Here is a 24330-nt window from a genome sequence, read left to right as displayed (position 1 = left end):
GGGGTGTTACGCACCACGCAGCCTCATGGTCTGCATGATGACGGCGGACATCTCCTCGACGCTCTTCGTCGCGGAGTTGAGGAAGGGGACGCGGTTGCGCCGGTAGAGGTCTTCGGCGCGGCGCAGCTCGAGCGTGCACTGCTCGAGGCTCGCGTACTGCGAACCGGGGCGACGCTCGTGCCGCACCTGGCTGAGGCGCAGCGGCGTGGTCGTCAGGCCGAAGCACCGGTCGGCATGGGGAGCGACCGTGCGCGGCAGGCCCTCGGTCGGGTAGTCGTCGTCGGTGATCGGGTAGTTCGCCACGAGCAGGCCGTATTGCAGCGCGAGGTACATCGTGGTCGGCGTCTTGCCGCAGCGACTCGGGGCGATGATGATGACATCGGCCATGTCGAGGGCGCGCATCGACTGCCCGTCATCGTGCTCGATCGCGTACTCGACGGCACGCATGCGCGCGAGGTAGCGGTGCATGTCGCCGACGGCGTGGTACTGGCCCAGCTGCTCCGACGCTGTCGTGCCCAGCGCACGCTCGAGCTCGGTCAGATGCCCGGCGAGCAGATCGATCGTGACGGCCTTGGTGCCGGCGAGCACGGCGCGCAGCGGCGCCTGCTTGACCGTCGTGAACAGAAGCGGCGAGGCACCGCGCTCGGCCGCGCGGTCGATGTCGGAAGCGACGGCGCGGGCGCCCTCGATCGTGTCGACGAAGGGGATCGTGTGCCGCTCGAACTCGACGCCGGGAAAGTTGGCCAGCAGGGCGCTGCCGACCGTCTCGGCGGTGATCCCCGTCGAGTCCGACACGAAGTAGACGGCACGTCGCGCGAGCGGCACGGGGCCGGTGGTCGGCGCGACGGACACGGCCGGGTCGATGTTGTCGGGGTCGATCACGCTGCTCCTCTGCGGCGGACAAGGCCGACGCGGGCGCCGACGGGCCCCAGCGTATGGGGTGGGGCCGCCGGTTTCGGCCGATTTACCGACTGCCGCCGCGTCAAGAATGATTGTTCTTTCGCGACCCTCAAGAACGCGCCCCGCGCCCCGCCACCCCGGACCGCCCGGGCGGCCGCTGCAGGGAGGGAGCATCCGCCGCTCTAGGATCGAAGGATGAGCAAACCCCGCCTGTACTCCGGCATGCAGCCCTCGGCCGACTCCCTGCAGATCGGCAACTACATCGGGGCGCTCATGCAGTGGCGCGACCTGCAGGAGTCGTATGACGCGGTGTTCTCGGTCGTCGACCTGCACGCACTGACGCAGCCCAACGACCCGGCCGAGCTGCGCGAGAAGACCCGGCGCACGGCCGCCCAGTACATCGCGGCGGGCATCGAGCCGTCGAAGTCGACGCTGTACGTGCAGTCGCACGTCGCCGCGCACGCCGAACTGCAGTGGATCCTGTCGACGATCACGGGGTTCGGCGAAGCCGGTCGCATGACGCAGTTCAAGGACAAGACCTCGCGCTACGGCTCGGAGGCGACCTCGGTCGGCCTCTTCACCTATCCCGTGCTGATGGCAGCCGACATCCTGCTGTACCAGACCGACATCGTGCCCGTCGGCGATGACCAGAAGCAGCACGTCGAGCTGACGCGCGACCTGGCCGAGCGGTTCAACGCGCGGTACGGCGAGACCTTCCGCGTGCCGGTTCCGGTGATCCAGCGCGACACGGCACGGATCTACGACCTGCAGAACCCGACGGCGAAGATGTCGAAGTCGGCCGAGTCCGACGCGGGGGTGCTGTGGCTGCTGGATGAGCCGTCGGCATCTGCCAAGAAGATCATGCGGGCTGTGACCGACTCCGAGGGCTCGGTGCGCTACGACCGCGAGAACAAGCCCGGCGTGTCGAACCTGCTCGTGATCTACGCCGCCCTGACGGGCCGCCAGATCCCCTCGATCGAAGACGAATACGCCGGTCGCGGCTACGGCGACTTCAAGAAGGGTCTCGCCGAGGTCATCGTCGAGGAGTTCGGCCCCGTGCGCCAGCGCGCGCTCGATCTGCTCGACGACCCCGCCGAACTCGATCGCGTGCTCGCCGCCAACGCTGCCAAGGCCGAGACCGTCGCGAACGCGACACTCGACACCGTCTACGATCGCGTCGGTCTGCTCCGCCGCCGCTGACCCGAACCGACCCGACCACGAGGCCGGCAGTAGGGTTACGGCGTGGAACCCGTCGTCCTTCGCACCGCTCGACTCGAGCTGTCCCTGCCCACGCCCGCCGACGTCGATGCGATCTACACGGCGTGCCAAGATCCCGACACGCAGCGGTACACGACGGTTCCCTCGCCGTACGAGCGCCGCGACGCCGAAGAGTTCGTCCCCCGCGTCGCAGAGGACTGGGCCAGCGGCGCACATCTCACGTGGGCGATGCGCGAAGGTGCGACCCTCGCCGGCATGATCGGGCTCTACCGGCTCGACGGCAAAGGCAACGGCGAGCTGGGCTACTGGGTGTCGCCGTGGTCGCGCGGCCGCAGGCTGCTCACGGAAGCCGCCCGCGCCGTCATCGACTGGGGCTTCGCGCCCGACGGCGCCGCACTCGTGCGGATCGAGTGGAACGCCGCCGTCGGCAACATCGCCTCTGCGCGCGCGGCCCGCACGCTCGGCTTCCGTTACGAAGGTCTGCGCCGCCGCGCCCTCGTCAATTCACTCGGTCGCGACGACGGCTGGATGGCCGGGCTGCTCGTCGACGACGACCGCACGCCGCAGCCCTGGGCCGTGCTCGACGGCGTCGGCGGTGCGTGACAGGATGTCCGCATGCCCGAGATGCCCGAGGTGCAGGGGCTCGTCGACTTTCTGCGCGACCGCCTGACCGGACGCACGATCACGAAGGCCTCGGTTGCGAACATCGCGGCGCTCAAGACGTACGATCCGCCGATCACGGCGCTCGTCGACACCGAAGTGACGGATGCCGCACGTCACGGCAAGTTCCTCGACCTCTCCACGTCAGGGCCGCACCTGGTCTTCCACCTCGCAAAGGCCGGCTGGCTGCGCTGGTATGACGCGCTGCCGGCGACCGTCATCCGCCCCGGCAAGACGCACATCGCGCTGCGCGTCGGGTTCGACGACGGGTCGGGCTTCGATCTCACCGAGGCCGGCACCAAGAAGTCCCTCGCCGTCTACGTCGTGCGCGACCCTGCCGACGTGCCCGGCATCGCACGGCTCGGGCCCGATCCGCTCGACCCCGGCTTCGATCGCGCCTCGTTCGGCGCGCTGCTCGAGGGGCGCCGCACCCAGATCAAGGGCCTCCTGCGCGACCAGTCGGTCATCGCGGGCGTCGGAAACGCCTATTCCGATGAGATCCTGCACGCGGCGCGCATGTCGCCGTACGCCCTCGGCTCGAACCTCACCTCCGACGACATCGATCGCCTCTTCGACGCGATGCAGTCCACCCTCGCCGATGCGCGGGCCGAGGCGTCGGGCAAACCTCCCGCCGACCTGAAAGATGCCAAGAGACGCGGCATGCAGGTGCACGGCCGCCGCGGCGAGCGCTGCCCCGTGTGCGGCGACGAGGTGCGCAGCGTCTTCTTCGCCGACAACTCGCTCGAGTACTGCCCGACCTGTCAGACGGGCGGCAAGCTTCTCGCCGACCGCCGGCTCTCGCGCCTGCTGAAGTAGACCGGTCTCGGGGGCGAGCGCGGGTCAGCCCGCGGTCGTGCCCATCAGCACCCGTGCGTCCTCGTCGACCCACTCGAGCGACTTCGTCACGGCCTTCTTCCACTGGCGGTAGCGACGGCTGCGTTCGTCCGCGCCCATGCGCGGCTCGAACCGGGCGTCCTCGCGCCAGTGCGCGCGCAGCTCGTCGCGCGACGCCCACACGCCCGTTGCAAGGCCGGCCGCATAGGCCGCGCCGAGCGCCGTGGTCTCGACGACTTCGGGCCGGACCACCGGCATCCCGAGGATGTCCGCCTGGAATTGCATGAGCATGTCGTTGCGGGTCATGCCGCCGTCCACGCGCAGCTCCGTCAGCTGCCGGCCGGCGTCGGCGACGACGGCCTCGATGACGTCGCGCGTCTGGAAGGCAGTCGATTCGAGCGCCGCGCGGGCGATGTGCGCCTTGTTGACGTAGCGCGTCAGCCCGACGAGGGCTCCGCGGGCGTCGGGGCGCCAGTAGGGCGCGAACAGGCCCGAGAACGCCGGCACGAAGTACGCGCCGCCGTTGTCGTCGACCGTTTTCGCGAGGGCCTCGACCTCTTCGGATCTGCGGATGATCCCGAGGTTGTCGCGCAGCCACTGCACGAGTGATCCGGTCACGGCGATCGAACCCTCGAGCGCATACCGAGCGGGCTCGTCGCCGCAGCGGTAGGCGACGGTCGTGATGAGCCCGTGCTTAGAGCGAACGATCTCGGTGCCCGTACCCACGAGCAGGAAGTTGCCCGTGCCGTAGGTGTTCTTCGACTCCCCCGCATCGAACGCCGTCTGTCCGAACGTCGCAGCCTGCTGGTCGCCGAGGATTCCCGCGATGGGGATGCCGCGTGCCACACCGGGCAGCTGCACCTCGCCGACGACCTCGGACGAAGAGCGGATGTCGGGCATCATCGACCGCGGGATCCCCCACGCGGCGAGCATGTCGTCGGACCAGTCGAGCGAGCGCAGGTCCATCAACAGCGTGCGACTCGCGTTCGTGACGTCGGTGACGTGGAGCGCGCCGCCGGCGCTGCCTCCGGTCAGGTTCCAGATCAGCCACGTGTCGGGGGTGCCGAACAGCAGGTGTCCGGCTTCGGCTGCTTCGCGCGCACCGGCGACGTTGTCGAGGATCCAGGCGATCTTCGACGCCGAGAAGTAGGTCGCCAGAGGCAGCCCTGTCACCTCGGCGAATCGTTGGATCCCCCCGTCGGCGGCGAGCGCATCGATGCGCGGCTGGGTGCGCGTGTCCTGCCAGACGAGCGCGTTGTGCACGGGTCGGCCCGTGCGACGATCCCACACGATCGCCGTCTCGCGCTGATTCGTGACCCCCAGACCGGCGACATCGACCGACGCATCGGAGAGCGCGGTCGAGACGACCCACTCGGCGTTGGTCCAGATCTCCATCGGATCGTGCTCGACGCGGCCGGCACGGGGCAGGATCTGCTCGTGCTCACGCTGCGCCGTCGAGACGATCCGGCCCTCGTCGTCGAACACGATGGCACGCGTCGATGTCGTGCCCTGATCGATGGCCAGGATGTGGCGGCTCACGTCGTCCTCCTCGTCACGCGCGCCCGTCTGCGGACGCACGGCTCAGGCTATCGCGGGGTGTGATCAGTTCCGCGCGGTCGAGCGCGAGGCGTCCCACGTCGGGTCGGCGGCGTGCACGCGCGCGACGGCTCGGTCGACCTCACGGCGCTGAGCCTCGGCATCCCACCCCAGAAGCGGAGCGATGACGTCGGCGATCTCGATCGCGGCCGCTTCGGTCGCCGCGCCCGTGAAGGCGAGGCTCGTGCGGCGCTGCAGCACGTCGTCGAGGTGCACGACCTGCTCGGTGCGAACGAGGTGGCGCAGTTCGGCCGAGCTGTATCCGGCGGCCGCCTCGAGCAGCCGGTCGTCGGGATCCGAGACGATCGCCTCGATGACGTCGGCCGCGACGGTGCCGTACCGATCGAGCAGCACGGCGGCCCGAGCCGTGCCGAGGCCCTTCTCGTTGAGCTCGACCCACTGACGCCGCGCGCGCTCGGTCTGCGGAAAACCGCGGCCACCGCCGATCGCGACACCCTTCGTCGAGCGTCGCCGCGGGTGGGCCAGCAGTTCGAGCGCGCGGTCGGCGAGGTGCTCGGCCGACGCGCGGAAGGTCGTCCACTTGCCGCCGACGAGGCTGAGCACACGGGGGCCCGTGTCACCCGCGAGGGGCGCCGACTCGATGCGGTAGTCGCGCGAGACGAAACCGGGGGCGAGGTCGCCGTGCCCGGGAAGGGGCCGGACGCCTGAGAAGCGGTACACGACCTTCGAACGGTCCACGGCGACGCCGGGAAGCACATGGGCGATCAGGTCGAAGAAGTAATCGACCTCGTCTTCCGTGCATACGATCGGGTCGGCCATGTCGTGCTCGAGGTCGGTCGTTCCCACGAGCACGCGCCCCTTGAGGGGGTAGATCAGCACGATGCGGCCGTCTTTGTGCTCGAAGAACAGCTCGCGCCCGCCCGTCGCGGCGAGCAGCTCCGGGTCGTCGATGACGATGTGCGAGCCCTTCGTTCCGCCCATGTAGGACGTGGGATCGCCGAGCGCGAGGTTGGTGATGTCGGTCCACGGTCCCGACGCGTTCACGACGACGGATGCCGCGAACGCGATCTCTTCTCCGGAATCGACGTCGCGAAGCGTGACCTTCTCGCCGTCGACGCCGACCGCCGCCGTGTAGTTCGCGGCGCGGGCGCGGTCGCGGCCGGCCTCTCGGCCGTCGCGGAGCAGGTCGAGGGCGAGGCGCTCGGGGTCGTGTAGCGAGGCATCCCAGTACGTCGCCGTGTAGCGCACGTTCGGGTTGAGCTGCGGCAGGTCGGCGAGCGAGCGCTTGCGACCGCGGAAGGTATGCCGCGGAACGCGGCCGCCGCCGCGCGAGAACGAATCGTAGATGACGAGGCCGATCTTGATGAGCACGGCCCCTCGTTCGCTCGCGCGGCCCGCACCATGGCGCAGGAAGCGCAACGGTGCGCTGAGGATGCCCGAGAAGGTCGAGTAGATCGGGATCGTGGTCTGCAGCGGCCGGACGTAGTGCGGTGCGGTGCGCAGCAGAACGTTGCGTTCGGTGACGGCTTCGTGGACGAGGCGGAACTCGCCGTTCTCGAGATAGCGGATGCCGCCGTGGATCATGTGCGACGAGGCCGCTGAGGCGCCGCTGATGAAGTCACAGCGGTCCACGAGAGCGACATCGACGCCCTGCAGGGCGAGATCTCGGAAGGTGGCGATGCCGTTCACACCACCGCCGATGATGAGGACGTCGGCGTACGGCCGCTTCGCCAGCTCGTCGAATCCGCGCTGCTGCATGGTTCCTCCCGGTGCCCGTGTGACCTCCATCCTCGCACCGCTGATCGTTGTTGCATCCGGAATGCACATACGTGCACAATCGAGCGATGGACGATCCGATAGACGTGAACACCGCGCAGCGCGCGCTCACGGCGGCGCACCTCTATTACGTGCAGGACCGCACAATGGAGGCCATCGCCACCGAGCTCGCGACGTCACGCTCCACCGTGTCGCGGTTGCTGTCGCACGCGCGTGCGACCGGCATCGTCGACATCCGCATCCGCTCCCCCTTCGCCGCGCCCCGACTGCTCGAAGAGCACCTCGCCGAGCGCTACGACGTCGTTGCGCACGTCGTGCCCGTTCCCGACGACGCGAGTGACGTCGACCGGCTCGAACGCGTCGCCGCCGCCGGTGCGCACCTGCTCGGCGAGCTCGTGCAGCCGGATATGACGATCGGCGTGGCGTGGGGCGCGACGACCGCCGCCGTGAGCCGCCGGCTCGTGCCGAAGGCTGTGCACGGCACGACGTTCGTGCAGCTGAACGGCTCGGGCAACACCCGCACGACGGGCCTGCTGTATGCGAGCGAGATCCTCAGCCGGTTCGCGGCGGCCTACGGCGGCAGCGCCCAGCAGTTCCCGGTGCCCGCCTTCTTCGACGAGGCCGCGACCAAGCAGGCCATGTGGCGAGAGCGCAGCACCCGTCGCATCCTGGCGATCCAGAACACGATGGACCTCATCGTCTTCAGCACCGGTTCGGCGGATTCGCGCGTGCCGAGCCACGTGTACTCGGGCGGCTACCTCGAACCCGACGACCTGGCCGAGCTCGAGACCGAGCGGGTCGTGGGCGACGTCGCGACGGTGTTCTTCCGCGTCGACGGGTCGAGCGACCGCATCGCCCTCAACGACCGCGCGACGGGACCCGCGCTGAACGTGCTCCGACGCATCCCGCGGCGCCTGTGCATCGTGTCGGGCGAGTCGAAGCTCGACAGCATCCGCGGGGCGCTCGCTGCGCAGCTGGTCACCGACCTGGTGATCGACGAGGCGACGGCTCGCGCCCTGACGAGTTGACCGGCACGCGGGAATGACTGGGCGCCCGCGGCGTTGACTACACTCGTGAGCATCGACGTGCTCCGGGGTCGGTGAGAATCCGAACCGGCGGTGACAGTCCGCGAGTCGTGGTTCGCATCCGAGAGGATGCCGCGCCACGACCGATCCGGTGGAAATCCGGAACCGACGGTGATGCGGGGAAACCCGCTAGTCCGGATGGGAGGCAGCACGTGAGGCGAACCGGTATCCGGCCTGCCTCGCCTACCCGTCTGTCCGGGACCCGTCGATCAGGATCTGCTGAGCGGTGAGACGGATGACGACGAACGACGCGGAACGCACGGCCATGGCACGAGCCCTGGCGCTCGCCCTGCGCGGTCCCCGGGGCATCAACCCGCAAGTGGGCGCGGTGATCCTCTCGCCGGCGGGTGATGTGCTCGCCGAGGGCGCCCATCACGGCGCCGGAACCCGTCACGCCGAAGTCGACGCGCTCGCCGCTCTCGCGCCGGGCGCGGCGCGCGGTGCGACCGCCGTGGTCACCCTCGAGCCGTGCAATCACACCGGCCGCACGGGACCGTGCTCGCAAGCACTCATCGACGCCGGCATCGCGCGCGTGGTCTACGCCGTCGATGACCCGGGTGAGGCCTCGGCGGGCGGCGCCGAGCGACTGCGCGCCGCGGGCGTCGACGTCGTGTCCGGCCTGCGTGCCGAAGAGGCGACCCAGCTGCTCGCATCGTGGCTCACGGTGCAGCGCCTCGGGCGCCCGCACGTGAGCGTGAAGTGGGCGCAGAGCCTCGACGGGCGCGCGGCGGCCGACGACGGCACGAGCAAGTGGATCACCGGCCCCGAGGCTCGCGACGACGTGCACCGGCGCCGTTCCCTGGTCGACGCGATCGTCGTCGGCACGGGCACACTCCTCGCCGACGACCCCGCCCTCACTGCTCGACGCGGCGACGGGTCGCTCTACGACCACCAGCCGCGTCCCGTCGTCCTCGGAACGCGCACCCTCCCGACGACGGCGGCCGTGCACCGGCATCCGCTCCCTGTCATGCAGCGCGACGGCCGTGATCTCGCCGCGGTGCTCGATGAACTGCGCGCTCTCGGAGTGCACCATGTCTTCGTCGAGGGCGGGCCCACGCTCGCGAGCGCGTTCGTGCGGGCGGGCCTCGCCGACGAGATCCTCGCCTACGTCGCTCCGGTGCTGCTCGGCGGTGCGCGCCTCGCGCTCGACGACATCGGAGTGCAGACGATCGACGACGCGCGGCGGCTGGCCGTCGCATCGGTCGAACGGCTCGGCGACGACCTGCTGGTGGTCGCGACCCCCCAGAAACCGGTCCGGAACCAGCGACCGACACACGCTCACACTCTGCAAGAAGGAGACAGCTGATGTTCACGGGAATCGTCGAAGAGATCGGCGAGGTCACGGCCGTCGCACCATCCGGCGACGGCGTACGCCTCACGGTTCGGGGCCCACAGAGCGTGTCGGATGCCGCACACGGCGACTCGATCGCGGTGAGCGGCGTGTGCCTCACGGTCATCGACCAGGGCGAGGACTGGTTCACCGCAGACGTGATGAAGCAGACTCTGGACATGTCCACGCTGGAGGGCGTCGCTCCCGGCCGCCGCGTCAACCTCGAGCGGGCGACGGCGGCGCACGGACGACTGGGCGGCCACATCGTGCAGGGCCACATCGACGGCACGGGCGAGGTGCTCGACGTGCGCCCGGGCGAGCAGTGGCGCGTCGTGCGCATCGGGCTCCCCGACCACCTGGCACCGCTCGTCGTCGACAAGGGCTCGATCGCCGTCGACGGGATCTCGCTCACGGTGAGCGGCGCCTCGGACGCCTCAGCAGGCTCAGCTGCGGGCGGCGGAGGGCACTGGTTCGAGGTCTCCCTCATCCCCGAGACGCTCACGGCGACGACGCTCGGCGAGCGCGTCGTGGGCGACCGCGTGAACCTCGAGACCGACATCCTGGCGCGCCACGTGCAGCGCCTTCTCTCTTTCGCCTCTCCCGCTCTCGACTCCGCACCGACGGAAGGAGGCTCGCTGTGAGCCTGTCCACGATCCCCGATGCCCTCGCCGCTCTGGCGGAGGGCCGACCTGTCATCGTCGCCGACGATGAGAACCGCGAGAACGAAGGCGACATCGTCATCTCGGCCGAGCTGGCCACTCCCGAGTGGCTCGCCTGGACGGTGCGCTGGTCGAGCGGCTTCATCTGCGCGCCGATGCCCGCCGAGTGGGCCGACCGCCTCGATCTTCCGCCCATGGTCGCCTTCAACGAGGACGCCCGCTCGACGGCGTACACCGTGAGCGTCGACGCCGCCGATCGCGTGTCGACCGGAATCAGCGCCGCCGACCGCGCGCACACGCTCAATGTCCTCGCCGACCCCGAGTCCACACCCTCGAGCGTCATCCGCCCCGGGCACATCCTGCCGCTGCGCGCCGTCGACGGCGGTGTCCGCGAGCGCGCGGGCCACACCGAGGCGGCGGTCGAGCTCATGCGCCTCGCAGGCCTCCAGCCGGTCGGCGCGATCGGCGAGGTCGTCGACGAGGACGGCAGCATGATGCGTCTGCCCGCCCTCAAGGAACTCGGCGAACGTGACGGCGTGCCCGTCATCACGATCGAGCAGCTCATCGCCTACCTCAACGAGCACGAGCCGCTCGACCCGGACACCCCGGTCGTGCGCCGTCGCCGGGTCAGCCTGCGCGCCGAGGCGAATGTGCCGACGGCGCACGGCGATCTGCGCTTTCTCGCATACAAGGACCGCGCGACCGGCACCGACCACGTCGCCGTCGTCTCGGGCGATCTGACCGAGGCGGCCCCGATCGTGCGCGTGCACTCGGAATGCCTGACCGGCGAAGCATTCGGCTCACTCAAGTGCGAGTGCGGGCCGCAGCTGTCGGCCGCCCTCGCCACCATCGCGAAGGCTGGCGGCATCGTCATCTACATGCGCGGACACGAGGGACGCGGCATCGGCCTCATCAACAAGCTCCGCGCGTACAGCCTGCAGGAGCGCGGCCTGGACACCGTCGACGCCAACCTCGCGCTGGGCCTGCCCGCCGATGCCCGCGACTACGCCGCGGCAGCCGGCATCCTCGCGGACCTGGGCGTCGAGCAGGTGCGTCTCCTGACGAACAACACCAACAAGACGGCGCAGCTGCGCGCACTCGGACTCGACGTCGTCGAGCAGGTTCCGCTCATCGTCGGCGTCGGGCCGAACAACCACCAGTACCTCGAGACGAAGAGAGACCGCATGGGCCACATCCTCGATGCCGACGAGCTGCGCGACGCGCTCGCCGCCCTTCACGACGGATCCGAGCGATGAGCCGCGAGGGCGCCCCCCAGGCGAGCCAGCCGATCGACGCTCGAGGGCTCCATGTCGTCGTCGTCGCCGGGACATGGCACGACGTCATCACCGACGGACTCATCGCGGGGGCGCAGCGCGTGCTCGAAGCCTCCGGGGCGAGCTGGAGGCTCGTTCGGGTGCCCGGGTCGTTCGAGCTTCCCGTCGTGGCGAAGGCCGCGCTCGATGCCGGCGCCGACGCCGTCGTCGCTCTCGGCGTCATCATCCGCGGAGGCACGCCGCACTTCGAGTACGTCTCGGCGTCCGCGACCGACGGGCTCACGCGCGTCGCACTCGACACGGGCAAGCCCATCGGGTTCGGTCTGCTGACGCTCGACGACGAAGAGCAGGGCCTCGCCCGCGCGGGCCTGCCCGGTTCGAAAGAGGACAAGGGCCACGAAGCCGCTGACGCCGCCCTGCGCACGGCGCTCGTTCTGCGCGACCTGCGCGACTGAGCGACGCGGCGGGACCCTGTTGCTGGCCGCACGCGCGCGGCGCTAGCGTGTCGGCATGGAGACCCTCCGACTCATCGTCATCTTCCTGCACATCACCGGCTTCGCCCTGCTCTTCGGAGGGTGGGCCGTAGAAGCGTTCTCGCGCCGGTTCCAGGTCAACCGGGCCATGAGCCTCGGTCTGGTCCTGGCCACCCTCGCAGGCCTTGCCCTCGCCGCCCCGTGGGGCATCTCGTACGACCTGAACTACACGAAGATCGCCATCAAGCTGGTCGTGCTGCTCATCATCGGAGCACTCATGGGCATCGGCGGTGCCCGTGCCCGCAAGGGCAACGGCGCGGTCGCGCCCGCGCTGTTCTGGCCGATCGGCATCCTCACCCTCGCGAACGCCGCCATCGCCGTCATCTGGCGCTGACCACGGATCGAACGGATGCCGCGGGCCTCAGGCTCGCGGCATCCGTTCTTTCCTGCGGGTTCCGTGCCATCTGCACGGGAGCGACGAAACCGCCCCTGGCACGAAGTACGGTCGAAGGTGACCGAATCACGAACGAGGTAGCCGCATGTCCTCCGACGCACCTTCCCGCCCCGCCCGTCCGACGCGTCGCTCGCCCCGCGTGAAAGACGACGGGCCGCGCGCCAGCTTCGGCCAGCTGCTGCCCTATCTCTTCGAGCACAAGCGCACCCTGATCGTCGTGTCGATCCTGAGCGTCTTCGGCTCGATCACGATGCTCGCCCAGCCGTTGCTGGTCGGCCAGGTGATCGACCGCGTGCAGCGCAGCCTCGACCTCGGTCTGCTGCTGTGGGTGCTCATCGGCTTCGTCGTCGTGTCGTCGCTCATCACGGCGTGGCAGCATTACCTGCTGCAGCGCACGGGCACGGCCGTGGTTTACTCCAGTCGCCGCAAACTCATCGCCCGCATCTTCCACCTGCCGATCAGCGAGTTCGATGCCCGCCGCACGGGAGACCTCGTCTCGCGCGTCGGCAGCGACACGACGCTGCTCTACTCGGCGCTCACGCAGGGCCTCGCCGACGCGATCGGCAACGCCCTGCTCTTCGCCGGTGCGCTGATCGCGATGGCCGTCATCGACATCGTGCTGCTCGGGATCATCGTGGCCGTCATCGGCGTCTCGGTCATCGGCGTCGTCACGCTGAGCGGCCGCATCCGCACGGCCTCGACCGAGCAGCAGGAGAAGGTCGGCGAGCTCGCGTCCGGCGTCGAGCGCGCCGTGGGCTCGATCCGCACCGTGCGCGCTTCGGGGGCGACCGACCGCGAGGTGGCATCCGTCTCGGAGCGCGCCTCCGATGCCTACCGCGTCGGCGTGCGCATCGCGAAGATCTCGGCCCTCGTCGTGCCGATCGCCGGCATCGCGCTGCAGGTGTCGCTGCTCGTCGTGATCGGCTTCGGCGGGTTCCGCGTCGCGACGGGGGCGATCGACATCGCGAGCCTCGTGATGTTCATCATGTTCCTGTTCATGCTGATCGCCCCGCTCGGGTCGTTCTTCGGTGCGATCACCTCGGTCAATCAGGCGCTCGGTGCGCTCGGCCGCATCCAGGAGGTGCTCGAGCTGCCCACCGAGTCCCAGCACGACGCCGAGATCGCGGCGCGCGTGCCGCACCTGGAGGCTCCGGTCTCCGCCTCGCCGGCGATCGAGTTCCGCGACGTGCACTTCCGCTACCCCGAAGCCGTCGTCGAAGCCCGCCGCAAAGCCGAGTCCGAAGCCATCGCCGTGCTCGAGAGCGCGCACGTCGACTCGTCGGTGCTCGTCGAGTCCGAAGCCCCCTCTGCGGCGGGCGACGTCCTGCGCGGGGTCTCGTTCTCGGTGCCGCGCGGTGCGCGCGTCGCCCTCGTCGGGCCCTCGGGCGCCGGCAAGAGCACGACGCTCGCGCTCATCGAGCGGTTCTACGACCCGACGGACGGCGCGATCCTGCTCGACGGCATCGACGTGCGGGCGCTCGACCGCGCCGCGCTGCGCGCGCAGCTCGGCTACGTCGAGCAGGATGCCCCGACCCTGGCCGGCACGATCGGCGACAATCTGCGCCTCGCCTCACCCGACGCGACCGACGCCGCCTGCGAGGCGGTGCTGCGCGCCGTGAACCTCGGCGACGTGCTCGACCGCAATCCGCTCGGGCTCGACGCTCCTGTCGGCGAATCCGGCGTCATGCTCTCGGGCGGTGAGCGTCAGCGCCTCGCCATCGCGCGCGCGCTGCTGGCCGCTCCGCCGATCCTGCTGCTCGACGAGTCGACCTCGTCGCTGGACGGACTCAACGAGCAGCGCATGCGCGAGGCGATCGACGCCGTCGCACAGGATCGCACACTGATCGTCATCGCCCACCGCCTGTCGACCGTCGTCGACAGCGACCACATCGTCGTGCTCGAGCACGGCCGCGTCGTCGGCCAGGGCACGCACTCCGAGCTCGTCGCTTCGACGCCGCTGTACCGCGACCTCGCGAAGCACCAGCTGCTCGTGTGACTCGGCCCCGGCCCCTCCCGGCCCGGGGATAGGGTGCCCGCATCCCCGTTCGTTTGCCTCATTTTGCTGCGCCAGGCCGCACAGAAGTGCAGATCGAGGCAAACGAACGGACACGCCAGCGCACACCGAGGCAAACGAACAAGCACCCCAGCGCACACCGAGGCAAACGAACGGGCGACTCAGACGCGCACGAGCGCCGCGGATCGTGCCGCGCGCGCGAATGCCCCGACCCCCGCGGTGCGGGCGGGTCAGGGCATCCGTCAGGTCGATCAGGCGCGCTGCAGGCGGTAGCGCAGCGCGGCGAGTTCAGCCCACAGCGGCGCGGGCACGCGTCCGTCGAAGGTCCGGTAGAACTCCTCCGTCAGGTCGGCTTCCTTCGCCCACGACGCACGGTCGATCGCGAAGAGCTCGTCGAGGTCTTCCTGCGGCACGTCGATGCCGTCGAGGTTGAGGTCCGACGTGTGCGGCAGACGCCCGATCGGGCTGTCCACGGCGGAGACGTCGCCTTCGATGCGGCGGATGATCCAGTCGATGACGCGCGAGTTCTCACCGAAGCCGGGCCACAGGAAGCGGCCGTCCGAGCCCTTGCGGAACCAGTTCACCTGGAACACGCGCGGCGCGCGGTCGAAGCGCAGCTTCTGACCGACCTTGAGCCAGTGCCCGAAGTAGTCGGCCATGTTGTACCCGCAGAACGGCAGCATCGCGAACGGATCGCGGCGCAGTTCCCCGACCGTGCCCTCTGCGGCTGCGGTGCGCTCGGAGGAGACGTTCGAGCCCATGAACACGCCGTGCGTCCAGTCCGTCGCCTCGACGACGAGCGGCACGTTGGTCGCACGGCGACCGCCGAACAGGATCGCATCCAGCGGCACGCCCTCGGGCGCGTCCCAGTCCGAGGCGATCTGCGGGCACTGCGCCGCGGCGACCGTGAAGCGCGAGTTGGGGTGGGCGGCAGGACGACCGGATGCCGGCGTCCAGGGCTCGCCCTGCCAGTCGGTCAGCTCGGCGGGGACCTCATCGGTCAGGCCCTCCCACCACACGTCACCGTCGGGGCGCAGCGCGACGTTCGTGAAGATCGTGTTGCCCCAGAGCGTCTCGACGGCCGTGACGTTGGTGGACTCGCCCGTGCCCGGCGCGACGCCGAAGAACCCGGCCTCGGGGTTGATCGCCCACAGGCGACCGTCGGCACCGGGGCGGAGCCAGGCGATGTCATCGCCGAGCGTCTCGACGCGCCAGCCGGGGATGGTCGGGCGCAGCATCGCGAGGTTGGTCTTGCCGCAGGCCGACGGGAACGCGGCCGCGACGTGGTACGCCTTGCCCTCGGGCGAGATGACACGGATGAGCAGCATGTGCTCAGCGAGCCAGCCCTCGTCGCGGCCGATGACCGAGGCGATGCGCAGAGCGAAGCACTTCTTCGCCAGGATCGCGTTGCCGCCGTATCCCGAACCGAAGGACCACACCTCGAGCGTGTCGGGGAAGTGAACGATGTACTTCTCGTCGTTGCAGGGCCACGCGACATCCTGCTCGCCCTCTGCGAGCGGTGCGCCGACCGTGTGCACGGTCTTGACCCACGGGGCGCCGTTGGCGATCTCGCGCAGAACGTCGGTGCCCACGCGCGTCATGATCTCGATGGATGCCACCGCGTAGGCGCTGTCCGTGACCTGAACCCCGATGTGCGACAGCGGACCGCCGACGGCTCCCATCGAGAACGGCACGACGTACATCGTGCGGCCCTTCATCGAGCCCTCGAACAGCGGGGTGATCGTCTGGCGGATCTCGTCGGGGGCGACCCAGTTGTTGGTCGGGCCGGCGTCTTCTTCGCGCTCGGAGGCGATGAAGGTGCGGCCCTCGGTGCGGGCGACGTCACTCGGGTGCGAGCGGGCGAGGTACGACCCCGGACGCCACTCCGGATTGAGCTTGATGAGCTGGCCGTCGTCGACCATCTGGCGCAGCAGCGCGTCATTCTCGGACGGCGAGCCGTCGACCCAGTGGATGCGGTCGGGCTTGGTCAGCGCCGCGATCTCGTCGACCCACGCCTCGAGGTCGGCCATGCCCGGGCCCGAGACCCCCGGGTGCGCGCCATAGCCCGCCTCAGGGGCTGCATCGGCGGGGATGCTGCCGGGGGCGATTCGCGTGGAGATGTCGGCCAGAGCCATGGGGATGTCCTCTCGGTCGGCGGCACGGAAAACGCGTGCACGTCCACTCTGGTCGCATTCGGGCGCACTTTCGGCGTTTGAGCGTGGCAAATTCTGCCATTCTTTCGATACGATCAAGGAATGGCACCCTCCTCGCTCGAACTGTCGACCCTGGGTCATCGCATCCGTCATCAGCGCGTGAGCACGGGCCTCACGCTCGACGAACTGGGCGAGATCGTGGGGATCGCGGGCAGTCAGCTCAGCCTCATCGAGAACGGCAAGCGCGAGCCGAAACTGTCCGTCCTGCAGGCCATCGGGGCGGCGACCGGAGTCGAGGTCGCCGACCTGCTCTCGAACGAACCGCCCAATCGGCGCGCGGCGCTCGAGATCGAGCTGGATCGCGCCCAGTCGAGCTCGGTGTTCCGTCAGCTCGGCGTCGCCCCCGTCAAGGTGACGAAGGGCATGACCGACGAGACGATCGAGTCGATCCTCGGCCTCCACCGCGAACTGCAGCGGCGCGAGAGCGAAGCCATCGCGACACCCGAAGAAGCCCGCCGGGCGAACACCGAGCTGCGCCTGAAGATGCGCCGGATCGACAACTACCTGCCCGACATCGAGAAGCTCGCCGAGAAGCAGCTCCGGGCCGCCGGGCACGTCTCGGGAGCTCTCACGCACCGCACCGTGAGCATCATGGCCGAGAAGCTCGGCTTCGAGCTCATCTACGTCAACGATCTGCCGCACTCCGCGCGCTCGGTCACCGACCTCGAGAACGGCCGCATCTACCTGCCGCCCGCCTCGATCCCCGGCGGACACGGCCTGCGGTCGATGGCGTTGCAGGCGATGGCGCATCGGCTCCTCGGCCATGTGCGGCCGACCGACTACGCCGACTTCCTGCAGCAGCGGCTCGAGATCAACTACTACGCGGCCTGCTGCCTCATGCCCGAGACGGCATCGGTGGCATTCCTGCAGCAGGCCAAGAAGGACCGGAACCTCGCCGTCGAGGACTTCCGCGATGCGTTCGGCGTGACCCACGAAGCCGCCGGAATGCGGCTCACCAATCTCGCCACGCACCACCTGGGCATCAAGATGCACTTCCTGCGCGTCGACGGCGTGGGCACGATCTCGCGCGTCTACGAGAACGACGACCTGCCACTGCCCATGGACGTCACGGGCGCCGTGGACGGCCAGATCGCGTGCCGCAAGTTCTCGGCGCGCGCGGCCTTCTCAGAGCAGAACCGCACGACCGAGCACTACCAGTACACCGACACCCCCGCCGGCACGTACTGGTGCTCGACCCAGATCGGCTCGACGTCTGACGGCGAGTTCTCGATCACGGTCGGCGTGCCGTTCGATGACGCGCGCTGGTTCCGTGGGCGGGAGACCCAGAAGCGCGGTGTGTCGACGTGCCCGGGCGAGTCCTGCTGTCGCCGCGCGCCGGCCGACGTCACCGCGCGGTGGGCGGGCAAGGCCTGGCCGAGCGCGCGCGTGCACATGCAGATGTTCTCGCCGCTCCCCCGCGGAGCTTTCCCGGGAGTCGACGACAACGAGGTCTACGCCTTCCTCGACCGGCACGCCTGAGCCGAAGCACCCTCGCTCCATGCCGGCACTGGGCCGGCTCGAGGCGAGGGTGCTCGAATGCGCGGGTGCGCTCAGCTTTCGACGGTGACCTCGACACGAGGCGGGAGCACCGTGGGGTGCGTCCCGGCCATCTGCTCGACGACGCGCACGACCTGCGTCGAGTAGCCGAACTCGTTGTCGTACCAGACGTAGAGGATCAGGTTGGTCTCGTCGGCGATCGTCGCCAGACCGTCGACGATGCCCGCGCGGTGCGAGCCGACGAAGTCGGTGGACACGACCTCGGGCGACTCGACGTAGTCGATCTGCTGGCGCAGCTTGGAGTGCAGCGACGCGCGGCGCAGGTAGTCGTTGACCTCGTCCTTGTTCGTCGGGCGCTCGAGCGTCAGGTTGAGGACGGCGAGCGAGACGTTCGGCGTGGGCACGCGGATCGCCGAGCCGGTGAGCTTGCCCTCGAGCTGCGGCAGCGCCTTGGCGACAGCCTTCGCGGCGCCCGTCTCGGTGATGACCATGTTGAGCACAGCCGAGCGCCCGCGACGGTCGCCGTTGTGGAAGTTGTCGATCAGGTTCTGGTCGTTCGTGAACGAGTGCACCGTCTCGACGTGACCGCGAACGACGCCGTAGGCCTCGTCGATGGCCTTCAGCACGGGGGTGATCGCGTTGGTCGTGCACGACGCGGCCGACAGGATGCGATCCTCGGGGGTGATCGTGTCGTTGTTGATGCCGTAGACGATGTTCTTGATCGGGGTCTTGCCGGGGGCCGTCAGCAGGACGCGCGCGACGCCGGTCGACCGCAGGTGCTGCGACAGTCCCTCTTCGTCACGCCAGCGACCGGTGTTGTCGACGACGATCGCATCACGGATGCCGTACGACGTGTAGTCGATCGCGGCGGGGTCATCGGCGTAGATGACCTGGATGCGCGTGCCGTTCGCGATGATCTGCTGTGCATCTTCGTCGACCGTGACCGTGCCGGCGAAGGGCCCGTGCACAGAGTCGCGCAGAAGCAGGCTCGCGCGCTTGACGAGGTCGTTCGATCCGCCCTTTCGCACGACGACGGCGCGCAGGCGCAGGCCGCGGCCACCGCCCTGGTGGGCGACGAGGATGCGGGCGAGCAGGCGCCCGATGCGGCCGAAGCCGTACAGCACGACGTCGGCGCCACCGGCGGGGTACGCATCGGCGTCGAGCACGTCGGCGAGCTCGCGGGCCAGGTACTCCTCGAGGTCGACGCCTGATTCTTCGTGCCCGAGGATGAGTCGCGCGACATCGAGCGATGCGGGGCCCGGGGCGATCGCGCGCAGGCCCTCGAGGACACGCAGGGTCTCCTCGAGGGGGATGGCGGCGTGGCCCAGCTGCTCGACGCGCTCGTGCGCCTCGATGATGCCGGTGACCGACAGGTTGATGAGGCGGTGTCCGTGCAGAGACGTCACGACGCCTCGGTCGCGGTAGAGCGCGCCGATGTGCGGGATCATCCGCTCGGCGACCTGCTCGAGTGCGACCCAGGCCGCGCGGTCTTCGTCGTACGTGGGCATGCATGCTCCTCTGCGCGCCGGGGAGTGCGACCCGCCGCGCTGCGTCTGGGGGAAGTGGGCGGTCGAATCGACCGCGACCAATTCTAGAAGGCCGTCATGAAGGATTCCGCGGCTTCAACCCGTCGCCGCGCGTCAAGAAGCACCCTTCTTTCCGGGGCGGCAACGTCCGCGGATCAGAAGGGGTTGGCCGTGAGCGTGTACTTGGTCTGGAGGTACTCGCTGATGCCTTCGGCGCCGCCCTCGCGGCCCAGACCCGACATCTTCCACCCGCCGAACGGCGCCGCGGCGTTCGAGACGACGCCGACGTTGAGGCCCATCATGCCGGTCTCGAGCCGTTCGATCATGCGCTGCCCGCGGGCGAGATTCTCGGTGAAGACGTACGAGACGAGCCCGTACTCGGTGTCGTTCGCGAGCCGCACGGCGTCGTCTTCGGTGTCGAAGGGGATGATCGCGAGCACCGGCCCGAAGATCTCCTCGCGGAGGATGTCGCTTCCGGGCTGCACGTCACTGATGACGGTCGGCTGGTAGAACGTCCCCGTTCCCTCGAGCCGCTCGCCGCCCGTGCGCAGCGTGGCGCCGCGACCGACGGCATCCGTCACGAGCTCTTCGGCTTTCGCCACGGCCTTGTCGTCGATGAGGGGCCCGATCTGCACGCCGTCGTCGGTTCCACGGCCGATCTTCATGCCCTGCACGCGCTCGGTCACCCGCGCGGCGAACTCATCGGCGATGGAGCGATGGACGATGAACCGGTTAGCGGCGGTGCAGGCCTGACCGATGTTGCGGAACTTCGCCAGGAGGGCGCCTTCCACCGCCTTGTCGAGGTCGGCATCGTCGAACACGACGAAGGGGGCGTTACCGCCGAGTTCCATCGACGTGCGCAGCACGCCCTCGGCCGCCTGCTCGAGCAGGCGCTGGCCGACAGGGGTCGATCCCGTGAACGACAGCTTGCGCAGGCGAGGGTCTCTGATGATCGGCTCGGACACGGCGCCGGACGACGACGTCGCAATGACGTTGACGACGCCCGCCGGCACGCCGGCCTCCTGCAGCAGCTGCGCGAAGTACAGCGTCGTGAGGGGCGTGAGCGCGGCCGGCTTGATGACGACCGTGCACCCGGCGGCCAGGGCGGGGGCGATCTTGCGGGTGGCCATCGCGAGCGGGAAGTTCCACGGCGTGATCAGGTAGCACGGGCCGACGGGATGCTGCGACACGATCATGCGGCCGGTGCCCTCGGGGTTCGCCCCGTAACGACCCTGTATGCGCGGGGTCTCCTCGCTGAACCAGCGCAGGAACTCTCCGCCGTACGCGACCTCGCCGCGCGCCTCGGCGAGGGGCTTGCCCATCTCGATCGTCATGAGCAGCGCGAAGTCCTCTTTGCGCTCCTGCAGCAGGTCGAACGCACGGCGCAGGATCTCGGCGCGTTCCCGGGCAGGGGTCGCCGCCCAGGCGGGGAACGCGTCGACAGCCGCGTCGAGAGCGGCCTTGCCGTCGGCCGGTCCCGCGCTCGCGATCGTCTTGACGACCTCGCCCGTCGCGGGATCGAACACATCGAGCGTGCGTCCGTCTGCGGCGGCACGCCACTGGCCATCGATGAACAGCCCGTCCTCGACGGATGCCAGCAGCTCGGTCTCACGGTTGAGGCTCACGGGGGACTCCCTCGTCATATCCGGGATGCCGCCTCACGCGGCATCCTCAAATCGTATACGATCTCGCGGTTCGCGGTCCTATTGTCACCCCGACGCACGCGTAGCGGCGATGTGCTGCGTGTACAGAACCCGGCCGTGACCCCTCCGTCGCGGCGAACGGATCAGAAGCTCTCGACGAACCGCACGTCCGTGTCGGCGATCCGATCGGGCTCGCCGGCGAAGGCGGCGGCGCGAGCGTCGGACGCCTTGTACTCGGTCTCGAGCGCGAGGAAGGCCTCTTCATCCCCCTCGATGCTGACCGCCCAGATGAACTCGTTCGTCTCGCGGATGCCGTACGCGAACTCGATCTCGAACCCCGCCGCCGGCCGAACGACCCTCATCGTCCTGCCCCACCATGCGACGAAGTCGTCGTATTGTCCGTCGACGAGGGTGTACCGGCGCAGCTGGGTCGTCTTCATCCCTCCATCATGGCCCCCGCTGTGACCACGAGAGAGCGCATCGAAAGGGCCGAGCCGACCGGGGGGCGAGACCTATACTCGAACCGTCCGGCGGCTGCTGCCGCCCGGTGCTCGAAAAATGGGCACGCAGCCGCCCCGACAGGGGTCTGGGCGCGCGAGACACATACGGCCTTGCTTCGTCGTCCCTGTTCTCGGGAGTTCTCATGCCCACCGTCTCCGCCCACGTCGCCGTGACCCTCGCCCGCCACATCGATCACGTCTTCGGTGTCATGGGCAACGGCAACGCCTGGTTCCTCGACGCCCTCGTGCGCGACACCCCCGCCGGGTACACCGCCGTCCGGCACGAAGCGGGCGCCGTCGTCGCCGCCGACGCATTCCATCGCGCGTCGGGGCGCCTCGCCGCCGCGACCGCGACGTACGGCGCGGGATTCACCAACACGCTGACCGCGCTCGCCGAGGCGGTGCAGGCGCACGTGCCGCTCGTGCTCGTGGCCGGCGACGAGCCGACGTCGGGCCCGCGCCCGTGGGACGTCGACCAGATCGCCCTCGCGTCGGCGGTCGGTGCGCGCACCTACACGGTCGGCCGGGCGGATGCCGCGGCGACAACCCTCATCGCGATCGAGCACGCCCTCACCTACCGCGTGCCCACCGTGCTCGCGATCCCCTACGACGTCGCGACGCTCGAGGCGGGGCCCGTGCCCGAGACCCTCGCCCCGCGCCTGCCCGGCCCCCTGCAGCCGAGCCCGTTCGGGCGCGAGAGCGTCATCGAACTCGCCCGCACCCTGGCCGGAGCGCGACGCCCCTTCCTGCTCGCGGGCCGCGGGGCGTGGGTCTCCGGGGCAAGTGACGCTCTCGGCGTGCTCGCCGATGCCACGGGCGCGATCACGGCGGGCACGGCACTCGGGCGCGGAGTGTTCCCCCTCACGGAGTTCGACCTGGGCGTGACGGGTGGCTTCGGCGCCGAAGCAGCCATGGAACTCGTCCGCGACGCCGACGTCGCCGTCGTCTTCGGGGCCTCGCTCAACCAGTTCACGATGCGCTTCGGCGAGCTCTTCTCGCCCGCCACGCGCGTCGTCCAGGTCGACGTCGCACCCACCGCGACGCATCCGCATGTCGGCGGCTACATCCGCGGCGACGCCCGCGTCGTCGCCGAAGCACTCAACATCGAGCTGGCCGCGCTCGGTGCGACATCGTCGGGGTGGCGCGAGGCGGTCGACATCGCCGCGGTGCGCACGCAGGAGCCGGGCGAGGGCGTCGCAGCCGACGGCCGTCTCGACCCGCGCAGCGTCGCGGCCCGCATCGGCGACCTGCTGCCCGAGGATCGTGTCGTCGTCTCGGACGGCGGGCACTTCATCGGGTGGGCCAACATGTACTGGCCCGTCGCCTCGCCCGACCGCATGATGATGGTCGGCACGGCCTACCAGTCGATCGGGCTCGGATTCCCCTCGGTTCCCGGGGCGGCGCTGGCCAGGCCCGAAGCGACCATCGTGCTCACGACAGGAGACGGCGGCGGGCTGATGGCGCTCGCCGACCTCGAGTCGGCCGTGCGCGTCGCGGGCGGGCGCGGCCTCACGGTCGTGTGGAACGACGGCGCGTACGGCGCCGAGGTGAATCTGTACGGCCTCAAGGGCGTCGCAACGGGTCCCATGATGATCCCCGATGTCGACTTCGCCGGACTCGCACGCGCCGTCGGCGCCGAGGGCGTCATCGTGCGCGAGCTCGCGGATCTCGACCGCCTCGCCGCGTGGACCCGAGAAGACCCCGCCACTCGCCCCCACCTGCTGCTGGATGTCCGCATCTCGGGCTCGGTCGTCGCGCCCTACCAGCAGGAGATCATCCGCGTGAACTCCTGACCGCCTACGCGGGCGGAGCCCCGTGTGAGACAGCGGTGGCCGCCGCGGCGCGGCGCAGATCGCGGATGGCCGAGCGGGAGTCGGTGCGCCGCGTGCAGAGGTAGACGTGGCACTCGCCCGCGTCGGCGACCGGCCGGTACACGACCCCCGGATGCTGGAGCCGAGACGCCACGGACGCGGCGGTCATCAGCAGGTGCCCCTCGAAGGCCACCTGGTTGAGCGCCTCCTCCATCGTCTCGGCCCAGGTGCCGTAACGAACCGGCGCGCCGCTCGGTCGCGGATCGACGACCCAGAACCGCGTCCATTCCCGCGCCGTGCCGGCGGCGCCGATCATCGAGTGGCCGTCGAGATCGGCGAGGGTGACCTCGACGAGGTGCGCCAGCGCTGAGTCGACCGGAACACCCACGACGCGCGGCTCGACGTGCACGGGGATCATGTCCAGTCCGTCCGTGCCGGCGTAGGGCGGACGCGCGAGCGAGGCGTCGACATCGCCCGCGAGCAGGCGACTCACTTGCTCGCCCCACCCGACCTGCACGAGTCGGATGCGGGTGTCCGGGCGCGACCGGCGATACGTCCCGAGGAACCCCGTGTCAGGTCCTGCGGGGTAGCCGTTGATGAAGCCGATGCGCAGCTCGGGATCCACCGTCTCGCCCATCGCGAGGCGAGCGTGCGGGAGCGAGACGGAGGCATGCTCCATGAAGCGCTCCCCCGCCGCCGTGAGCCGCACGGGCTTTGTGCCGCGCTCGACGAGAACCATACCGACGGCGCTCTCGAGCCGCTGGATCTGCTGCGTCATCGCGGGTGGCGTGATGTGCAGTCGTTCCGCGGCGCGCGTGAACGCGCCTTCCTCGATCAGCACGGCAAGCGAGTGCACGAGATTGAGGTTCAGAAACTCCGTCATCGCAGCCTCCACATGACGATCAC

General features: G+C 69.8%; 20 protein-coding genes and 1 riboswitch. Of the genes, 12 read left to right on the top strand and 8 right to left on the bottom strand.

Annotated features, from left to right (window positions below; all coding sequences use genetic code 11):
• Positions 1–6: 6 nt before the first annotated feature.
• A complete protein-coding gene (locus tag AC25YV_RS01140; RefSeq protein WP_488121988.1) occupies positions 7–882 on the bottom strand; it encodes a pyruvate, water dikinase regulatory protein in 876 nt (291 codons plus the stop codon).
• 213 nt (positions 883–1095) lie between these two features.
• On the opposite strand from AC25YV_RS01140, the gene trpS reads away from it, so the two are divergent.
• Genes trpS through AC25YV_RS01125 form a run of 3 tightly spaced genes read left to right on the top strand, consistent with a single transcriptional unit; the run spans position 1096 to position 3594 of the window.
• Positions 1096–2100: a tryptophan--tRNA ligase gene (gene trpS / locus AC25YV_RS01135; protein WP_488121987.1), complete on the top strand. Its 1005-nt coding sequence runs from the start codon at positions 1096–1098 to the stop codon at positions 2098–2100.
• A 42-nt stretch (positions 2101–2142) separates the two neighbouring features.
• Positions 2143–2721, top strand: a complete 579-nt coding sequence (locus AC25YV_RS01130; protein WP_488121986.1) for a GNAT family N-acetyltransferase — start codon at positions 2143–2145, stop codon at positions 2719–2721.
• Positions 2722–2733: 12 nt separating this feature from the next.
• Positions 2734–3594 (top strand): Fpg/Nei family DNA glycosylase, encoded by an 861-nt coding sequence (locus AC25YV_RS01125; protein ID WP_488121985.1) that lies wholly within the window; start codon positions 2734–2736, stop codon positions 3592–3594.
• Positions 3595–3618: 24 nt separating this feature from the next.
• Here AC25YV_RS01125 and glpK read toward each other — a convergent pair whose 3' ends face one another.
• The gene (gene glpK, locus AC25YV_RS01120) at positions 3619–5151 is read right to left on the bottom strand and encodes a glycerol kinase GlpK (RefSeq protein ID WP_488121984.1); all 1533 of its coding nucleotides are present in this window, start codon (positions 5149–5151) and stop codon (positions 3619–3621) included.
• Between the two features lie 63 nt (positions 5152–5214).
• Positions 5215–6927, bottom strand: coding sequence for a glycerol-3-phosphate dehydrogenase/oxidase (locus AC25YV_RS01115; RefSeq protein ID WP_488121983.1), 1713 nt, complete (start codon positions 6925–6927; stop codon positions 5215–5217).
• Between the two features lie 86 nt (positions 6928–7013).
• Between AC25YV_RS01115 and AC25YV_RS01110 the strand changes: the two genes are divergently transcribed.
• From AC25YV_RS01110 to AC25YV_RS01080, 7 genes are all read left to right on the top strand, one after another.
• A complete protein-coding gene (locus tag AC25YV_RS01110) occupies positions 7014–7973 on the top strand; it encodes a sugar-binding transcriptional regulator (protein ID WP_488121982.1) in 960 nt (319 codons plus the stop codon).
• Between the two features lie 53 nt (positions 7974–8026).
• Positions 8027–8186: riboswitch (FMN riboswitch) on the top strand.
• A gap of 79 nt (positions 8187–8265) precedes the next feature.
• Positions 8266–9336 carry a bifunctional diaminohydroxyphosphoribosylaminopyrimidine deaminase/5-amino-6-(5-phosphoribosylamino)uracil reductase RibD gene (ribD, locus tag AC25YV_RS01105; protein ID WP_488121981.1) on the top strand — a complete coding sequence of 357 codons (1071 nt, stop codon included), beginning with the start codon at positions 8266–8268 and terminating at the stop codon, positions 9334–9336.
• Entirely contained in the window at positions 9336–10001 is a 666-nt protein-coding gene (locus tag AC25YV_RS01100) for a riboflavin synthase (protein WP_488121980.1), read from the top strand. The genes ribD and AC25YV_RS01100 overlap by 1 nt, the downstream gene beginning before the upstream one ends.
• Positions 9998–11275 (top strand): GTP cyclohydrolase II, encoded by a 1278-nt coding sequence (ribA, locus tag AC25YV_RS01095; protein WP_488121979.1) that lies wholly within the window; start codon positions 9998–10000, stop codon positions 11273–11275. The genes AC25YV_RS01100 and ribA overlap by 4 nt, the downstream gene beginning before the upstream one ends.
• Entirely contained in the window at positions 11272–11748 is a 477-nt protein-coding gene (gene ribH / locus AC25YV_RS01090) for a 6,7-dimethyl-8-ribityllumazine synthase (protein ID WP_488121978.1), read from the top strand. The genes ribA and ribH overlap by 4 nt, the downstream gene beginning before the upstream one ends.
• A gap of 55 nt (positions 11749–11803) precedes the next feature.
• Entirely contained in the window at positions 11804–12160 is a 357-nt protein-coding gene (locus tag AC25YV_RS01085; protein WP_488121977.1) for a Fe-S protein, read from the top strand.
• A gap of 145 nt (positions 12161–12305) precedes the next feature.
• The gene (locus tag AC25YV_RS01080; protein ID WP_488121976.1) at positions 12306–14216 is read left to right on the top strand and encodes an ABC transporter ATP-binding protein; all 1911 of its coding nucleotides are present in this window, start codon (positions 12306–12308) and stop codon (positions 14214–14216) included.
• A gap of 269 nt (positions 14217–14485) precedes the next feature.
• Here the strand turns inward: AC25YV_RS01080 and AC25YV_RS01075 are convergent, their stop codons facing one another.
• A complete protein-coding gene (locus tag AC25YV_RS01075; RefSeq protein ID WP_488121975.1) occupies positions 14486–16369 on the bottom strand; it encodes a phosphoenolpyruvate carboxykinase (GTP) in 1884 nt (627 codons plus the stop codon).
• A 120-nt stretch (positions 16370–16489) separates the two neighbouring features.
• Between AC25YV_RS01075 and AC25YV_RS01070 the strand changes: the two genes are divergently transcribed.
• A complete protein-coding gene (locus tag AC25YV_RS01070) occupies positions 16490–17926 on the top strand; it encodes a helix-turn-helix domain-containing protein (protein WP_488121974.1) in 1437 nt (478 codons plus the stop codon).
• A gap of 71 nt (positions 17927–17997) precedes the next feature.
• On the opposite strand, the gene AC25YV_RS01065 is transcribed toward AC25YV_RS01070, so the two are convergent.
• From AC25YV_RS01065 to AC25YV_RS01055, 3 genes are all read right to left on the bottom strand, one after another.
• Positions 17998–19452 (bottom strand): glyceraldehyde-3-phosphate dehydrogenase, encoded by a 1455-nt coding sequence (locus AC25YV_RS01065; RefSeq protein WP_488121973.1) that lies wholly within the window; start codon positions 19450–19452, stop codon positions 17998–18000.
• 173 nt (positions 19453–19625) lie between these two features.
• Positions 19626–21113 carry an NAD-dependent succinate-semialdehyde dehydrogenase gene (locus tag AC25YV_RS01060; protein WP_488121972.1) on the bottom strand — a complete coding sequence of 496 codons (1488 nt, stop codon included), beginning with the start codon at positions 21111–21113 and terminating at the stop codon, positions 19626–19628.
• Positions 21114–21256: 143 nt separating this feature from the next.
• On the bottom strand, positions 21257–21553 hold the full coding sequence (locus AC25YV_RS01055; protein WP_488121971.1) for a hypothetical protein: 297 nt from the start codon (positions 21551–21553) through the stop codon (positions 21257–21259).
• Between the two features lie 203 nt (positions 21554–21756).
• On the opposite strand from AC25YV_RS01055, the gene AC25YV_RS01050 reads away from it, so the two are divergent.
• Complete coding sequence (locus AC25YV_RS01050) at positions 21757–23406, top strand: thiamine pyrophosphate-binding protein (RefSeq protein ID WP_488121970.1); 1650 nt, start codon at positions 21757–21759, stop codon at positions 23404–23406.
• Between the two features lie 4 nt (positions 23407–23410).
• Here the strand turns inward: AC25YV_RS01050 and AC25YV_RS01045 are convergent, their stop codons facing one another.
• A complete protein-coding gene (locus tag AC25YV_RS01045; protein ID WP_488121969.1) occupies positions 23411–24307 on the bottom strand; it encodes a LysR family transcriptional regulator in 897 nt (298 codons plus the stop codon).
• Positions 24308–24330 lie beyond the last annotated feature (23 nt).

The organism is Microbacterium sp. Y832 (genome assembly GCF_057669765.1).
Note: the sequence above shows the minus strand (reverse complement) of the source record. Positions and strands in the feature narration are given on the sequence as shown.

What these genes read in the sequence shown, in the direction of transcription:
- AC25YV_RS01110 (WP_488121982.1), top strand. Translation starts at nt 7,014, where the DNA reads ATGGACGATCCGATAGACGTGAACACCGCGCAGCGCGCGCTCACGGCG.
- AC25YV_RS01070 (WP_488121974.1), top strand. Translation starts at nt 16,490, where the DNA reads ATGGCACCCTCCTCGCTCGAACTGTCGACCCTGGGTCATCGCATCCGT.
- ribD (WP_488121981.1), top strand. Translation starts at nt 8,266, where the DNA reads ATGACGACGAACGACGCGGAACGCACGGCCATGGCACGAGCCCTGGCG.
- ribH (WP_488121978.1), top strand. Translation starts at nt 11,272, where the DNA reads ATGAGCCGCGAGGGCGCCCCCCAGGCGAGCCAGCCGATCGACGCTCGA.
- AC25YV_RS01060 (WP_488121972.1), bottom strand. Translation starts at nt 21,113, where the DNA reads ATGACGAGGGAGTCCCCCGTGAGCCTCAACCGTGAGACCGAGCTGCTG.
- AC25YV_RS01085 (WP_488121977.1), top strand. Translation starts at nt 11,804, where the DNA reads ATGGAGACCCTCCGACTCATCGTCATCTTCCTGCACATCACCGGCTTC.
- trpS (WP_488121987.1), top strand. Translation starts at nt 1,096, where the DNA reads ATGAGCAAACCCCGCCTGTACTCCGGCATGCAGCCCTCGGCCGACTCC.
- AC25YV_RS01065 (WP_488121973.1), bottom strand. Translation starts at nt 19,452, where the DNA reads ATGCCCACGTACGACGAAGACCGCGCGGCCTGGGTCGCACTCGAGCAG.
- AC25YV_RS01080 (WP_488121976.1), top strand. Translation starts at nt 12,306, where the DNA reads ATGTCCTCCGACGCACCTTCCCGCCCCGCCCGTCCGACGCGTCGCTCG.
- AC25YV_RS01075 (WP_488121975.1), bottom strand. Translation starts at nt 16,369, where the DNA reads ATGGCTCTGGCCGACATCTCCACGCGAATCGCCCCCGGCAGCATCCCC.
- AC25YV_RS01115 (WP_488121983.1), bottom strand. Translation starts at nt 6,927, where the DNA reads ATGCAGCAGCGCGGATTCGACGAGCTGGCGAAGCGGCCGTACGCCGAC.
- AC25YV_RS01050 (WP_488121970.1), top strand. Translation starts at nt 21,757, where the DNA reads ATGCCCACCGTCTCCGCCCACGTCGCCGTGACCCTCGCCCGCCACATC.
- AC25YV_RS01125 (WP_488121985.1), top strand. Translation starts at nt 2,734, where the DNA reads ATGCCCGAGATGCCCGAGGTGCAGGGGCTCGTCGACTTTCTGCGCGAC.
- AC25YV_RS01055 (WP_488121971.1), bottom strand. Translation starts at nt 21,553, where the DNA reads ATGAAGACGACCCAGCTGCGCCGGTACACCCTCGTCGACGGACAATAC.
- AC25YV_RS01100 (WP_488121980.1), top strand. Translation starts at nt 9,336, where the DNA reads ATGTTCACGGGAATCGTCGAAGAGATCGGCGAGGTCACGGCCGTCGCA.
- AC25YV_RS01045 (WP_488121969.1), bottom strand. Translation starts at nt 24,307, where the DNA reads ATGACGGAGTTTCTGAACCTCAATCTCGTGCACTCGCTTGCCGTGCTG.